Annotated in this window: 16 protein-coding genes and 2 pseudogenes; 7 read left to right on the forward strand and 11 right to left on the reverse strand. The window is 35.7% G+C overall.

Annotated elements, in window-relative coordinates:
* Positions 1–26: 26 nt before the first annotated feature.
* Complete coding sequence (locus BMW36_RS14605; protein WP_089742416.1) at positions 27–815, reverse strand: sporulation initiation factor Spo0A C-terminal domain-containing protein; 789 nt, start codon at positions 813–815, stop codon at positions 27–29.
* Between the two features lie 428 nt (positions 816–1,243).
* The gene (locus BMW36_RS14610) at positions 1,244–1,717 is read right to left on the reverse strand and encodes a class I SAM-dependent methyltransferase (RefSeq protein WP_342707274.1); all 474 of its coding nucleotides are present in this window, start codon (positions 1,715–1,717) and stop codon (positions 1,244–1,246) included.
* 340 nt (positions 1,718–2,057) lie between these two features.
* Between BMW36_RS14610 and BMW36_RS14615 the strand changes: the two genes are divergently transcribed.
* The 4 genes from BMW36_RS14615 to BMW36_RS14630 all read left to right on the forward strand — a co-directional run bounded on the left by BMW36_RS14615 (position 2,058) and on the right by BMW36_RS14630 (position 4,250).
* The gene (locus tag BMW36_RS14615; RefSeq protein WP_089742418.1) at positions 2,058–2,387 is read left to right on the forward strand and encodes a MazG nucleotide pyrophosphohydrolase domain-containing protein; all 330 of its coding nucleotides are present in this window, start codon (positions 2,058–2,060) and stop codon (positions 2,385–2,387) included.
* Between the two features lie 113 nt (positions 2,388–2,500).
* Positions 2,501–2,911 (forward strand): hypothetical protein, encoded by a 411-nt coding sequence (locus BMW36_RS14620; RefSeq protein WP_089742420.1) that lies wholly within the window; start codon positions 2,501–2,503, stop codon positions 2,909–2,911.
* Positions 2,912–3,465: 554 nt separating this feature from the next.
* Complete coding sequence (locus tag BMW36_RS14625) at positions 3,466–3,660, forward strand: hypothetical protein (RefSeq protein ID WP_089742421.1); 195 nt, start codon at positions 3,466–3,468, stop codon at positions 3,658–3,660.
* Positions 3,660–4,250: an ATPase gene (locus tag BMW36_RS14630; protein WP_089742424.1), complete on the forward strand. Its 591-nt coding sequence runs from the start codon at positions 3,660–3,662 to the stop codon at positions 4,248–4,250. The genes BMW36_RS14625 and BMW36_RS14630 overlap by 1 nt, the downstream gene beginning before the upstream one ends.
* Positions 4,251–4,511: 261 nt before the next feature.
* Here the strand turns inward: BMW36_RS14630 and BMW36_RS14635 are convergent.
* The 3 genes and pseudogenes from BMW36_RS14635 to BMW36_RS14645 form a co-directional block, all read right to left on the reverse strand.
* A pseudogene (locus BMW36_RS14635) lies at positions 4,512–5,710 on the reverse strand (IS256 family transposase).
* A gap of 493 nt (positions 5,711–6,203) precedes the next feature.
* Positions 6,204–6,761 (reverse strand): lysozyme inhibitor LprI family protein, encoded by a 558-nt coding sequence (locus tag BMW36_RS14640; RefSeq protein WP_089742426.1) that lies wholly within the window; start codon positions 6,759–6,761, stop codon positions 6,204–6,206.
* A gap of 530 nt (positions 6,762–7,291) precedes the next feature.
* Complete coding sequence (locus BMW36_RS14645) at positions 7,292–7,753, reverse strand: VOC family protein (protein WP_089742428.1); 462 nt, start codon at positions 7,751–7,753, stop codon at positions 7,292–7,294.
* A gap of 75 nt (positions 7,754–7,828) precedes the next feature.
* Here BMW36_RS14645 and BMW36_RS14650 point away from each other — a divergent pair, with 75 nt between their 5' ends.
* Entirely contained in the window at positions 7,829–8,737 is a 909-nt protein-coding gene (locus tag BMW36_RS14650) for a helix-turn-helix transcriptional regulator (RefSeq protein WP_089742431.1), read from the forward strand.
* 51 nt (positions 8,738–8,788) lie between these two features.
* Positions 8,789–9,091, forward strand: coding sequence for a hypothetical protein (locus BMW36_RS14655; protein WP_089742433.1), 303 nt, complete (start codon positions 8,789–8,791; stop codon positions 9,089–9,091).
* 107 nt (positions 9,092–9,198) lie between these two features.
* On the opposite strand, the gene BMW36_RS14660 is transcribed toward BMW36_RS14655, so the two are convergent.
* From BMW36_RS14660 to BMW36_RS14675, 4 genes are all read right to left on the reverse strand, one after another.
* A complete protein-coding gene (locus tag BMW36_RS14660) occupies positions 9,199–9,726 on the reverse strand; it encodes a hypothetical protein (protein WP_089742435.1) in 528 nt (175 codons plus the stop codon).
* A 13-nt stretch (positions 9,727–9,739) separates the two neighbouring features.
* Positions 9,740–10,192 carry a LytTR family DNA-binding domain-containing protein gene (locus BMW36_RS14665; protein WP_089742438.1) on the reverse strand — a complete coding sequence of 151 codons (453 nt, stop codon included), beginning with the start codon at positions 10,190–10,192 and terminating at the stop codon, positions 9,740–9,742.
* 176 nt (positions 10,193–10,368) lie between these two features.
* The gene (locus BMW36_RS14670; protein WP_089742440.1) at positions 10,369–11,184 is read right to left on the reverse strand and encodes a hypothetical protein; all 816 of its coding nucleotides are present in this window, start codon (positions 11,182–11,184) and stop codon (positions 10,369–10,371) included.
* Between the two features lie 182 nt (positions 11,185–11,366).
* A complete protein-coding gene (locus tag BMW36_RS14675) occupies positions 11,367–12,752 on the reverse strand; it encodes a vWA domain-containing protein (RefSeq protein ID WP_089742443.1) in 1,386 nt (461 codons plus the stop codon).
* Positions 12,753–13,115: 363 nt separating this feature from the next.
* On the opposite strand from BMW36_RS14675, the pseudogene BMW36_RS20820 reads away from it, so the two are divergent.
* Positions 13,116–13,226, forward strand: a pseudogene (locus tag BMW36_RS20820) (phosphorothioated DNA-binding restriction endonuclease); the annotation flags it as partial.
* Positions 13,227–13,477: 251 nt separating this feature from the next.
* Here BMW36_RS20820 and BMW36_RS14680 read toward each other — a convergent pair.
* Positions 13,478–14,473 carry a tetratricopeptide repeat protein gene (locus BMW36_RS14680; RefSeq protein WP_089742446.1) on the reverse strand — a complete coding sequence of 332 codons (996 nt, stop codon included), beginning with the start codon at positions 14,471–14,473 and terminating at the stop codon, positions 13,478–13,480.
* A 231-nt stretch (positions 14,474–14,704) separates the two neighbouring features.
* On the reverse strand, positions 14,705–14,830 hold the full coding sequence (locus tag BMW36_RS20860) for a competence protein ComK (RefSeq protein ID WP_089742613.1): 126 nt from the start codon (positions 14,828–14,830) through the stop codon (positions 14,705–14,707).
* Positions 14,831–14,867 lie beyond the last annotated feature (37 nt).

Genomic DNA, 14,867 nt, shown 5'->3' on the forward strand with positions numbered 1-14,867 from the left:
GGACGATTACCCAAGAAGCCCCCACTTCAAGCAACCCGTAAGGGTGGTAAGTGGTGGGAGTAGTTCACCATGGTCTGTAATGATGCAATATTTTCGTCCATAAATCCAATATATGCTATTGCCTTATTTTTATCACATGGCACATGACTCTGAAACTTCTCCGTGTTACGCTGGCATACACCTATCACACGTTCCGCTTCTTTGGCCAGTTCTGAATCATCTATGTCCGTTAGAACTGGTGAATTATTAGAAAGACTCAATTTCTCTTGCTTCTGATTCTTTTTATCTTTTATATAGTCGATCTGGCGTTGAATTTCTCCTCTCTTCTGTTCTTCATTTTCGATAGATGGGATATCTGCTTTAATCTGATTCACTAGTATTCCAATAAGTTCCGCATTTCCAGGCTTCTCTTTTGAAAAATACCCGGTGGACCAGAACTCTCTATTCCCCCTGCTCCATGCCACTTCCACAGCATGGCGAATCGCACGCTCCACACGGCTCGCTGTTGTGTTAAACATATTGGCCAATAACGGGTATAGAACCTTCGTAACTTCCCCTAATAGATCATTACGATAGTATGTAATCTGAACCGCTTCACTCAAATACTTATATCCTTTAATATGCATAGTGATCCCCGTATTTTGGATTAATTCAGTAATTTTCTCTTCCAAATTTATTTCATTATTTTCTGGGGAATTTGAATTCCGGGCTTCTGATTCTGCTGCGTTTTGTTTCAGTTCCTCCATCTCTTGTTTAAGCTGCTGTTGCTCATTCAATAATGTCTGTACCATTTCCTCTAGCTGTTTACTTTGCAATCCATTCACCTCTGTTTTGATGGTTAGTTTTATTTTAGCAGAAGGAGGATTACTATTGTCAGTTTTGTTTCATGGAATTTTATTTTAGCAAGTACAGTCACTAGAATAGGCCATCAACGTGCAGACTATATGCCAGAATATTAACCACTTGAAATACGAAAAGAGTTATGTTCAGGATATTTACGTAGTCATAATCGATGGGGGAATTTCATTTTAGGTGAACAGTATTCTTGTACTGTTCAACAAAATTTTCTGTTTAATATTATAACCTCTTATTCAACTAAAGCACCCGTTCGTATTATAAGGTTAACCAGAATTTACTGGTTGACCATTTTTTATATGGTCTTATCATACATGATCACTGATTGCCTTGTTCAACTCTAGCCACCCATTAGTTTAAGTGATGTATTTCACAATTGTTATTTCTATTATCTACTTGTATAGGATATCCACCAAAAACATTGACCAATATGAACCTCTAGATCATTGGAATAGGGTCTAAAGATATTTCTTAGCTCAGTTTCAGTATAATAATTTTTAATTATTTCGTATTTTGAACCATTTTCTAATGTCCTTTTTTTATAAGTTTTTTCATCATTTTCTTTTTTAATTAATGTACCTCCCAATGCTCGAAGGTACACATTATCGGCCATGAAGATTCTTGATCCTTTACCTAATTTTATATGTAGTTGTTTTAAACATTCTTGTACTCTTGCTCTTGAGATATGGGAAAACCAAAAATTAGCTAAGCATGCATCAAAATTACCTGAGATTGATTCCAAGTTATATGCATCACCTCGAAGGAAAGTAACTTTATTTGAGGGAATATCTTTTTCCTTTGCTATGGATAAGACTTCAGATGAAAAATCAATGGCTGTTATATGTTTGGCTTCTTGTTGCACAAATTGAGTCCAATACCCTGTACCACATGCTATTTCTATTTTTGAAAAATTCTTTCATGGTGTCCTGTATATTTATTTGCTCTTGTTGTCGTATGGGATCGTCCCTAAAATATACTCTTTCGTATTCTTTTGCTCGATCTGAATAATATAGTTTCATACTATATCTCCTCTCTCTACAAATTAACTTATTTTAACAAAAATCAACTAGTTCTTCAATAAACGCAAAAATCGATAATCGTTTCAAATCAAATAATTACATCCTAATATTATCCTTTTTTATTTATCAATATATAGATTTTTCTGATAAGATAAAAGGGTCTAGTCAAAGGAGGTATAAATTTTGAATGTTAATGAGTTTCAGGAATGGGTAAAAGCGTACTATAATGAGAGAGGATGGTCAGAGTTAGATATTTTTATTCGAATTGGTTTTTTAACTGAGGAAACAGGGGAAGTTGCAAGAGCTATAAGAGCCCTTGAGATTGGTAGAGATAGACCAGATGAAAGTCCCAGACCATTAGCACACCAAAAACAAGAATTAGTAGAAGAACTTGGGGATGTACTAGGAAACCTTATAGTTATCGCTAACAATTATGATATTGCGCTTGAAGATATCTTTCAATCGCATCGCAAGAAATTAGATAAGCGTTATACAATATCAAATAAAGGATAAGGTTGGTGTTTTTCCAACCAGATTCTACAACTGAAGAAGACTTGCCTATAATGAGTCCACACTCTGTTAATATTAGATCTTATTACTGATCTTACAGTATGGAATATGATTGGATGGGGGATATAGCAGAAGATGAAGTAAGATTAAGATTTACTTATACGATGCCTTCGGACACAGATGAAAATGTAAAAGCTTGCATATATATAGCAGGAAATCAAATCGACCACAATGGAGAAACATATTCTACTAGTTACGATGAAGTGACAAATTGGCGAGTAGATAATATGGAATATAAATTAGAAACAGGACCACCCGAAGTGATAACTTGGTCCCCTATAGATGGTATAGGTACAGAATCCGGGAAATTTAAGTTAGCTTGGAGCTATTCTATTTCAAAATTTGGTGTTGGTGGTAGTTTTAGTTATACAAATCCAAAGCAAATCGATTTAAATCCGAATGATATTACTTTGTATTTTAGGTTTCATTTTAGGTGGACGGAATTGGTACTTAGAGAATCAAATTAATGATTCAAAGGTTACTCAATATCATAACTGAATAGCAGAGTTAAAAAATACAAATTATTATTTAAATAAGTCACTAGATGAAGAGATCGGCGCATCGAATGATACGATAAAAGCGGTTCATATGGACCCATCATTAAATGTATTATTACATAATCTTCATGCAAATATATTAGATCCCAAAATAGAACGTTTGAAAATTAATTCACCTAATCCAGATGATATTAGAGACGCAATTGATAAAATTGATGACATATTGGGCCGTTACCCTAACCTAAGGACATTGATAAGATTAATGAAGTAGATACAAGCCCTTACAACTAATGGTATCTTAGGGGATAAAGGTAAAGAGTGGGATCGTCTTTAACCATCCTTCCCCTTATTTTTTCTTGAACTAAACGCACTTCTTTCATGCATAATGTCGCCGTTTCTTGTTCCAGATAAGCTCCCAATAGTTTAAGTGAAAAAAATCACAAGGTTTTAGTGCCATCGCATTTCGAATAGCTTATAAATTTAATCATTAATCTGATATAATTTATATAAAGGTGGTGTTCCTTATGTTAGAAGAACAAAACAATGAACCTAAAAGAAAATATGAATGGTTAAGTAAGTGGGCTAAAATGACTGGTGAACGGGCTAGAATTGACGCAAAAGTAAATAACACATATATCGTATATGAAAAAGACGGTAAGCTTGTAAAGGAATATCCTAATGGTGACATTGCTCCTCTAAAAAAAGACGGTGATTCTTAATGCACAACCACAAACCAATATTTTTTGTATTTGCAGGGAATAACGGAAGTGGTAAAAGCACGTTACGTAGTTTAATAATTGATAAAATTGGTGTTGATATTAACATTGATCCAGATGCTATTGCTCGAAGAATCGATTCAGAAAATCCTGAGGATAAAAGAGTATCAGCAGGAAAAGAAGTTATCAAATCCGTCAATAGTTACATTAAAGAGGGCAAAGATTTTTCAATAGAGACAACACTTGCTGGTAAAAATGCTATCAAACAAATGCAAAAAGCCAAAGAGATGGGTTATGAAATAACGATGTTTTATGTTGCATTAAGCAATGTCAACCAAAACATTGAAAGGGTTGCAATGAGAGTAAAGAATGGTGGTCATCACATTCCTACTGAGGATATTATCAGAAGAAATAAGACATCATTTAAACATCTCTATGACTATGCCTACCTGATTGACAACCTTGTTTTAATTGACAATAGTGAGGATGATGGGGAAATTGTACTTGAAATAAATAATGGAAAAATTACTTTCGAATCAACAGATTTACCCCACTGGTCACGCCCTATTCAAAAACAGTATAGAAAGTATTAAGCTTAAGGGGTCTGCGTAAAATCTTGTGTAAGTAATATTCTACAATCCTCGCAAGGCGAGTAATAATAGGTATGAAAAAATACAACATGGCAATAATATTATTGCCTTTTACCATAAAACAGGATAGGGCTATGCAGAAGTGCAACCCGAGCGGTTTTATGGCTTTTACACTAAAACGGACGGACTAGATCTGTTCGTTTTAGTGTTCGTTTTAGGGAAAAAATGCGATAAACTTCAGGGGTTTGGGGACAGAGTTCCCAATTACGATGTTTGATTTAATATCTCAAGCTGGCTCAAGATCATGTCCCAGTTACGATAACGCATGGTCCATTTTTTCGTAATATTCTGAGATGCCAAATAGAGCATTTTTCTTAAGCTATCATCATTAGGGAAAACAGACTTTGTTTTGGTCACCTTTCTAAACTGACGATGTAATCCTTCGATGACATTGGTAGTATATATTATTCTCCTGATTTCTGTGGGATATGCAAAGAAAGTAGCTAAAATATCCCAGTTTTCTTCCCATGATTTAACGGCAGTCGGATACTCTTTCCCCCATTTTTCTTTATATTCCACTAGTCTTTCCATCCCCGATTCTTCGTTAATAGATGTATAGATTAATTTTAAGTCGGCGATAAACTCTTTTAAGTGTTTATAAGAAACATATTTCGTACTGGAACGAATCTGGTGAATGATACAACTTGAATACCAGCGAAAGGGTACACAGCTTGAATAGCTTCTCTAAAACCTGTTAGCCCGTCAATGCAGAACAGATTAACCGTTTGAACGCCTCTTGTTTTCAAATCGTTCAGTACACCTAACCAAAACTTACTACTTTCATTTCCACCAACCCATATACCTAAAATTTCTTTGTAACCTTCATTGTTAATTCCTAATACCACATAGGCAGCCTTCGAGACAATTTGGTGGTTATCCCGAATTTTATAATGAATAGCGTCCATGAAAATAAAAGGATAATAGGCTTCCAGGGGACGGCTTTGCCACTCATTTACTTGCGGCATAATCTTTTCACTAATTTTGCTTACTAGCTCTGAAGAAATCTCAATATCATAGAGATCCTTGACTTGTTCCTTGATATCCCTTGTTGACATCCCATGAGCATAAAGAGAGAGGATTTTTTCTTCCAGTCCGTCCACATTTCTTTGGTATTTGTCCAAAATTTGTGGTTCATACGAGCCATTTCTGTCTCTAGGAACGTTTACTTCCACTTCGCCAAATTGTGTTTTCAGTTTCCGTTTTGTTGAACCATTCCGATAATTATTAGGTGTATCCTCTCGGCGTTGGTGCTTTTCATAACCCAGTTGCTCATCCATTTCACAATGAAGGACTTCTTCCAATACATCAGAAAACATTCCTTTAATCGTTTCCATGATTTGATCGGTGCTCGTGAATTTTTGTTCCTTTACCATTTCTCTGATTAATTCCTTTGGTAATTTCATGTCGAAAAAACCTCCTTGGCTAAGATTATTTATCCTAATTCTCGCCAAGGAGGATTGATTTTAAACTTATTTACACAACTTTTTCCGCACTCTCCGTTTACAATTAAACTAGAAATGAAAGTACTTTCCTCTGTTTCCGTACATTAGATAAATACCGACTAGCCACTGTTTGCAGGGGATCATCCATGCTGCGACATGAAAACTTCTATCTACTTATTTGTTTCTTTTGTTGCTAGTGATAAATTCTGTAATTCTATATTAAAAGAACCCTGCAACATTCGTTACACACTAATTCCCACGTATGTTTTTGATTTACCTACACAACAGGAACAGGAGAAACATTAGACACCTTCTATTGGATGTACAACATTTGAAATAATCTGGACTGGAATTATTCGCATTTTTTATCCATATTCTTTAATGATTTATTATTTTGATATGAGTATGCTTGAAGCTTCAGTAAAAGTAAGACTTTGATCAAGCTGAAATACGATTATTTCATATATTTCTCCACTAATTCAAACGCTCTTTCTTCAGTAAAATCATTCACATCTCTTGCACGTTCTAAAGGATCCTTTGTCTCGCCTTCTGGGGTAGTCATTTTTGCCGTAGTCAACAGTTGCTTCCTCCATTCTTGTTGTTCTTGTTTCAGTTGTTCCATTTCATCTGCTGGAAGCTGCTTTTCAAGGATTCCGTAAACTTCATTTAATAAATCCTCCCACACATCAAATCGATCGGTTTCTGCTAATACCAACCCAAAGGTTGAATCATCTTCAGGATTGTTTCGCTGTTCTTCCATTTCCCTTTTTGTTTCATTTAATTTCTTAAGATATTCTTCCTTCGTACTCTTGGCGGAATTTGCAGTGTCTTCTTCTTTATCCTGTTCATTGTTTTTCGTGTCCGCAGAATCTTCTTTAGTAACCTTGGCTGCGTCATTGTTATCTGATTGATTTTCCGACGCGGAACTTGAATTGTCAGTTGAATTACAAGCAACCAATATTGCTAATAATACTGTTAACATCCCCAATAGAATTTTTCGATTATTTTTCATTTCAATTCAACCTTTCTCTACCGTGTTCTAAACTTTATGAGTTGCTCCAACACTTATTTTAACATTAAATTCCAAAAGTTCCACTAAAAAAAGGAAATGACAGTAAATGATTTAGTTCTATGCCTTTTAGTTAGAATTTAATTTAATATCCTATGGAACTAAATCCCCCTTAACCTAAATGAATAACTTCAAAACATCATACTTTCTAACTTAAAAGCATACCAAAATACGATATTCTTAATTCTAATTTATCCAATTACAGAAGTAATCTATTCCAAATTGAGAGTTTTCAATAATAAAAGCTGATTACATAGAATGCAATCAGCTTTTAATGGGGTCCTGTGAAGCAAAAAGGACTGTTACTTTACTTCTTACTCTTTCAACTAAGCACCCGCTAGTTGAAAAATTCTTCATCTTTATATGGGTGAGACCAATGTAAAGTTGGTCTTATTTCCTCCAATATTGAAAATACACCGTCGTGCAGTTTTACTAGTACCTTCTTGGCAGCAGGTAATAATTCATCGAATCAATTATCCTATTTGATTTGTTGCATCAAGAAATTTACTTGCCTCACTATTGAACTTCCACATTACTCCAAATTTATCGACTAACATGCCAAAACTTGCTGACCATGGCATAGAAGATATCGGCATGATCACAGTACCACCTTCGGAAAGCTTTTCAAAAATTCGCTTATTCATTTCTGGCTCGGCATCAATAATACTGATCAGTGCGGCATTCCCATTGGTGATGGTGCCTGTCGCAGCTTGCATAAACGGCGGAACATCTGAGAGCATTAAAATGCTCCCTGAAAACTCAATCCGCGATTCCATAATCATGTTTTGTTCCTCTTCCGATAAAGGGGCATTTGGATCTTGGCCAAAATCCCCAAACCTCACCATTTTCACACTTGTTGCTGATAAAGCCTTTCCATAAAAGTCCAACGCTTCTTCTGCTCTTCCATTAAATTGTAGATAAGTTATTGCTTTCATATTTTTCCCTCCTTTTCATATTTGAAGTATAATAGGGAATAGGCGACATATGTAGGTCGTATATTGGAGGGTATTATGAAAAAAATTGAGCGACTAATTTCAATTGTGATGATTTTACTACAGAAAAAGGTAGTATCCGCATCAGAATTCAGCCGGCTTTTTCATGTCACGAAACGAACGATTCAACGTGATATGGAAACATTAAATTATGCAAACATCCCTATTTATGCGGAACATGGTACTAACGGGGGATATGCCCTAATGGAAGAGTATAAATTCGATAAACGGTTACTAAATCATAAGGATATCGAAAATATACTTGTAGCTTTAGGTGGCTTTGAAGGACTGATTACCAACCAGGATATTAAAACGACCATTCAAAAAATCAAAGGAATGACTAGCTTAGATATTTCTCCAATACTTGATGTAACTTTCTATGATTGGCCGGGAAGAAGCCAAATTAACGAAGAAATCTTATTTATCAGGCAAGCAATTGAAAAGAATTGGTTATTAACATTTGAATATGTGGATCAAATAGGAAACAAAACGGACAGACTCGTAGAACCCTATAAGTTACATTTTAGGGAGTTGCATTGGTATCTTTTTGGTTATAGTATAGAACGGGAAGATTATCGAACATTTAAGTTAACGAGGATATTAAATATTCAAAAGGGCGGTTTTTTTGTTCCAAGGACTGATCAGGAATTTCAGCACAAGAAACAGTCCAATGAACAGAAAAAGGGAGTTAATGTACATCTCTCGATAGATGCTGCGGTACGGGATCAATTTATCGAAAGATACGGGAAAGAGGCCGTTACAAAAGAATCAACAGGAAATTACCTTGCAACAATTGAATTGCCTGAGAATCAATATGCCTATCAATTTTTAGCCGGCTTTGGTAATAAAGTAAAAATTATTAAGCCAGAAAGTTTTATTGCGAAATATGTAATATTTTTGGAAGAAGCAGTGAAACTTTACAAATAAAGTCTTAATACATATCAGATATGAAAAAAGACGATTATACGGAGGTGGCATATGAGAGTCTTATTAGAGTTAGTGAGGATTATTCTTATATTTGGTATTCTTGGTGGCATTCTCAGCCAATTGCTTAAGAATGTCTATTTAGCATTTGGTATGGATGCATACAATTACGGTTGGATAGGTTATATCGCCATTCTTATTTTTCTTTTTGTTCTATATAGAAATAAATGGCAGTTCAGTGGCTGGTATAAAGGAAAAGGGCGGGAAAAACTTCCGAAAAAAGTATCACAAGTGCTTACATTTGTTGTAATTATCCTACTATTATCTCCTCCTGTTATAAGCATCGTAATGAGTTGAGAGTATGGTGACAATAAGGGAAAGTCCCATTAAACAGGAGTTTCCCTTATTTTTAAAAACGAACAAATTTTTTCAGAGCCTGTACATTAACGTAACGGAACAGCAGGTTACTCCTCGTCTGTTAATAACTCAATTTTGAAAATACTTGTTATCCCAGTGCGATCGGTTAATAGTGTGACGGAGATCAAATCACCTTCTGACAAATCTGATAGCTGGATAACCGTATCCTGGCGGTATATCGTCACTTCTCCCCATACATCATATTGAAACTCACCTTGGTAATTCTCATCATTGAGGGGAATGCCGTCAACCACTATAGATCTCTCGCCAATCTCTTTTACTTCTGCATAGTATGTCTGAATATCAGAATGCTGCAGCACCCATGCATCTTCTTCGTAATCTTTATACGCATTGATATATCCCGCATAATAGCTGATCAATATACCAATAATTAAAACAATTATGGTCATCACAATAGCAACTCTGTATGGAGGAACCATGGAAGTGCGCTTGCCCCCGGTTGTTTCTAAAGCCTTATTGATATGCCGTTTATAGACTTGAAAATAAACAATAACCGTAGCGACTAATATAAGTAGAATTGCAAACAGTCCGTATATGTAAATAGGAAAACCCATATGATTGCCTCCTCTAAATTCCGAAATATTCTTTAAAAATATGGTAATAGGTCCTTGTTACATCAACACTTTTTCCATTAGACATTGTAAGGATAAACTTTGACGAAAGAGTAGGTTTAATTCGTTTCACCTTATTTCTTGCAATAACAACAGAGTTACTTATACGCAAAAATTCTGTTGGGTCTAGCAAACTGACAATTCGGTATAATCGGTCGGTAGCTTGATATTGTGATTCTTGCGTTTGTACCTCAACTGTATGACCGAACGATTCGATACAAACAATATCCTCTACCGGTAAAATGATCCGCGCATTTGTTCCTTTTTCTCTCACAGTCAGATTATCGATGAAGCTGTTGGTTTCACTTAATACCAAGTCGGCAGTATCATCTATTTCAATCCCTCGTTCTTCGAGTGCTGATTTGATTTCCTCATAACGCTCATTACTAATGTCAAGTTTGATTTTCAAATTGCAGCCTCCTTTCATTCCTTGTGAAAGATACCCTTGGTTCAAAAGTAGTATAACCATCGGATTTTCGTATTTCAATATAAGAGGAACACTTTACAGATATAGATACATAGATTACACAATATGGTGGATAACCAGCAAAATAAAAGACACCCTGTTTTCAGGATGTCTTCGTATTAAACAAGATGCTTCAATGTCTTCTTTTCAATCTCTTTTAGAATTTCTTCATAGTAATTCTTCCTTGGTTCCGATAAGCTATTTAAAAAATGAGATATATGAATAAGTTCTGTTTTTGGTGTTACCATTCTTTTATATTCGAGTTGAGATGTCTTTCTAAGATATATAATTGATAGCTTCTCAATATGCGGCTCGTATTTTTGTATCGTTTCAGAATTAAACACTGTATGCTCACTTAATTTCGCATCTACCCAATGAGTTTTACTTAATATAAAATCAGGCTGGCATCCTTTTATGCCAGAATCATATTTAGTAAAAGAGACCTTCACTTCTTCCAGCAGTTCTCCCACCAATGTCTCGAATTCCCTGCCCAATTCCGAATATATTAATACTAATGGCTTTTTCCTTGGCTTCCAATGCGCGTACTTACGTACCAATTTATATTCTCTGAAAAATTTTTCAGGCGTCTTAAAGTATTTCACTAAATAATCAAATAGAAATGGGTGTTTTTGTAGTATATCCTCGTCTGATGCTTTTCCCTTTTCTTCTATGATTTCCTGGATCATATCTGGAACAGAAATATTATTTAAGCCTACATTTTCAAAAATTACTTGCATAATATAATGACGGCCATTTAGCTCCAGCCATTTTCGCCCAAATGGAATGGCATTATGGGAACCAATAACAACTGAAGAAAGTTCCACTACCTCGTCTAATGACATTCGATTAACTTCATCCAATGATAGAGTTAACTCTTTAGGATTGATATGAAGGAAGCGGTTGTTAGTGTATAATTCATGTGATGTGTTTTCCAAATTACTCCCTCCCGAACCTCTATTATAGCATGTTCCCTCTTCATTCTTTTAAGAAAGTATTTCCAATATCTTGCTTGATCAACTCGTTCTTTGCAATAAGCGGACGATTCAAAAGTATAATGATACAGCCCGGCCCCCATGAGAAAGGTACGTTAATGATATCATCAACGTACCTTTTTGAACTACTCATTTTTCAAATTATCCCGCTCTTCGCTTGCCTTATCGCGAATTTCATTTCTTAAATCTAAACCTTTACTTATTAATTCCTTCCGATATGAAAAAGAAGTGTTAAATAAATATGATCTTAAACCGCGTTGTCTTTTTGATGCTTCAAAAGGCCGTATCTCTAAATCACTCTCTACTTCGCTTAATTGTTCATTCCAGTATGCTGCAATTTCCTCTATCCGCTCTCGCTCTATTTTCGCAAGCTCCCTTGCTTCTTTTTCTGTATCAAATAAGGCATTAACTCTTTCACTCTGTGATTCGATATAGTGGCTTACATTCTCATTAGACCAACTTTGCCATTCTGAACGGAGGTCTCGTTTCGCCTGCTCAAAATACCTTTGTAATTCTTCTTTTGAATCGACTGTTGAATATTCACCATTTCCGGCTTCTGCAACTTCCTTAAGTGCATCTTGACCTTCATCGTCCAAGTCAAAGCCAATAATATTAACAATTGCTTCTATCTCTGATTGATTCAGACTTTTAGCCGTTTCAACAGGATCCCCATCACATGTTTCCATACCATCACTAACAATATAAATAATATTGTTCACATTTTCCCCTGTCTGGTCTTTTAAGTCATTCATCGCTTCTTCCATCGACTTTGCTAACGGGGTCCAGCCAGCTGGAGAAAATTGCTCTAGCGAAGCTGTAAATTCTTCTTGATTAAATTCCCCAAGCGGATAAATTTGTTCCGAACTACTGCAGGATAATTCCCAATCGGCTGGATCACTTGTACCTTTGTGCCCGTATACACGCAAGGAAACTTGGGCTTCTTCTGGAAGCTCTTCAACAAAAGATTGTACTGCATCTTTTGCTAATTCCATCTTACTAATACCGTCTATCTCTCCTTCCATACTTCCGCTTGAGTCAAGTAGAATCTGGACATTCATTTTTGGACCGACTACCCCTTCTGGTGTACTTAGCTCCCCATCAGGTTGTGCAGTTGGTGTATCATAGGAAGTATCGACATCTTGCATTGCTTCATAGAAAAAACGGTAATCCTCTGCAATCAAAGAAATAAATCGATAATAATAGTCATCCTTTGATTCCCCTGATGGAAATCCTTCGATCTCTTTCTTTATTGCCTCCAAATCATAATTGTCCCCACTATAGGGTCCAGGTTCCAGTTGCACCATTTCCTCAGGATCCTCTGTGACATACTGTAAATAATTGTCATTAGTAACTTGTTTCGCTTCAGCATTAGCCGTTTCTGTGCTTTCATTATTTGATTCCATGTTTTCGGTCTGTTCTTCATTCTCCTGATTATTTGTATCATTAGAACAACCTGCAATAAAAAGAATGCAGATAATTAACCCATAACCTAACAGTCTGCTAATTTTCATCTTATACTCCCTTCCAGCGAATCCTGAATCAACTTTAATATTAAAATTTTCAGATGGATTTTTTCGAATTGAGTATAACACAAAAACGCAGATGTATTAGTTAAAAATGGAAAATATGGTTCCTAACAACTATCGAAAGGGAGGAAAGAGGTCTCTGTTATAGGTCTATTTCCATAATAAAGATCATTCATTTATTAAGAGGTCGATAGCCATAAAACATTGCTAAAAACAAACCAGTACCGCTTATTGCTATGTAAACTTGAAAAGCGTCTTTTCACAAGTTGAAATTGATTGCACTTCAATTAACCAACAGGTTTAATCCCCATTTTGAAGGGCTGCTAATAGATAATTGATTATTGCTAAATATCGGGAGGATTCACAGAAGAGGTTTACAGGCTGTTAGAAGCTTTCAGTGCATTAGTACACCAGGTCGCCAATTCACTATTAGAACAAAATTTCCCTGAAACATTACATTTAAGTTTCGGCCATTCATTAGTGCTCGATGTGTTGATTAGTGATTTCTTTCACCTGATTTCTACCAAGAGCGTTGAAGATATCTGAATTTTCATTTAGTCAGTGCGCTTCATCTGTTATTAACACTTCTTATTCATTTGATTCGGTATATGAGTGATCCTTTATATTGGTTTTCGATATGATTCTAAGACAGAAGCATTAGACAGATGTTCAAAAAGCAGAATGGAAAAAAGTGTTGTTCTCATACCACTTTATAATTCTTTTAACCGCTCCTTTGCCTGAGCATCTCCTTTTAAAGCAGCTTTTTGATACCACGATTTCGCTTTTTTCAAATTAACGGGAGTGCCGATCCCTAACTCATAACAAAGACCAAGATTAAATTCTCCATAAGAGTCCCCTCTATCAGCAGCCATTTGATACCACGATATCGCTTCCTCCCCCTGGCCTAAATCGACTGCCTCATGCCCTAAGCGATTTGCTGCAAACATATCACCATGAAGGGCGGATTCCGTAAACCAACGCTTAGATTCTTCCTTGTCCACTTCTGTCCCAACCCCATTTTCATACATATAGCCAAGTGTGTACATTGCTTCCGGTACGCCTTTAGCAGCTGCTTGCTTGAAAAGTTTCAGCGCTTTTTCTTCATTCTTCTCCACATACTCCCCACGTAAATACATATCCGCATAATTGTTTAGTGCGTCCCCATGGCCCAATTCTGCAGCTTTTTTATAATAATAATAAGTTTTTTCAAGATCTTGTTCGACAACTTTACCCATAAAATATTCATTCCCCAGCCAATAAAGGGCATCCGAACTACCAGCCTCGCCTGCTACTTTGAACCAGTCAAAAGCCCATTCATCACGCTCCATTGATTTATAAAAATGACCAAGTTCGAGCTGTGTATCTAAATCGCCTTCTAAGGCTTTTTGATACAGCGAGATAACTTCCTCTTCTTCCTTTTCATTGATATAAATTACCGCTGGATCGTTGGTAGGATTGATTATTTCAGATAATATAATTTCTAAATCACGTATTAAAATAAATTTATATTTCTCCTGAAAGGTAGTTACATGCTCTAACTGCGTATACAGGATATGAATATCATCAGGGAGGTTACTTTTTAAAGCAACACATTCTTTTAAGATCAAAGAAAGTTCATCAATAAAATGATCACTTGCAGTTAGGTTTCCTAGCCTTTCAGCAGCTTTCGTATAACCGTTTTTAGATAATTCTTGTTTTAAATCCACTTGTAAGACACCTTTCTATTATCTAATTTAGGTAGAGTATCTCATATTTTATTGTTTAAGCATAGTATATGGCCAATCCCATTCAGTTATATGGAATCATTCGCGTATTTGCCTAGGAGTTTAAAAGGCTTTTTAAAGTTCTCGAATATTGGTCTCGTTAAATATCCTTCATGTGAAAAACCCGGGTTGTAGTAGATAGATATTGGTGCGCTTGTTGGAAAAGCATGTATATCAATGTGGAGAAATACTTATGGGAGGTTTATGGTGAAAAGTTAATCGATGTATAACTGCTTCTTTTCGCACTTCATAGCGGGCTCCACCTTCAAGGCAATTTGATTTGATAATATTTAGGGTGATCCAGTGAAGTGTTTAATTCTGTCTACTTCTATTATTT

Origin of the sequence: Gracilibacillus ureilyticus (assembly GCF_900111195.1) — a bacterium.
GTDB classification, from domain to species: Bacteria; Bacillota; Bacilli; order Bacillales; family Amphibacillaceae; genus Gracilibacillus; species Gracilibacillus ureilyticus.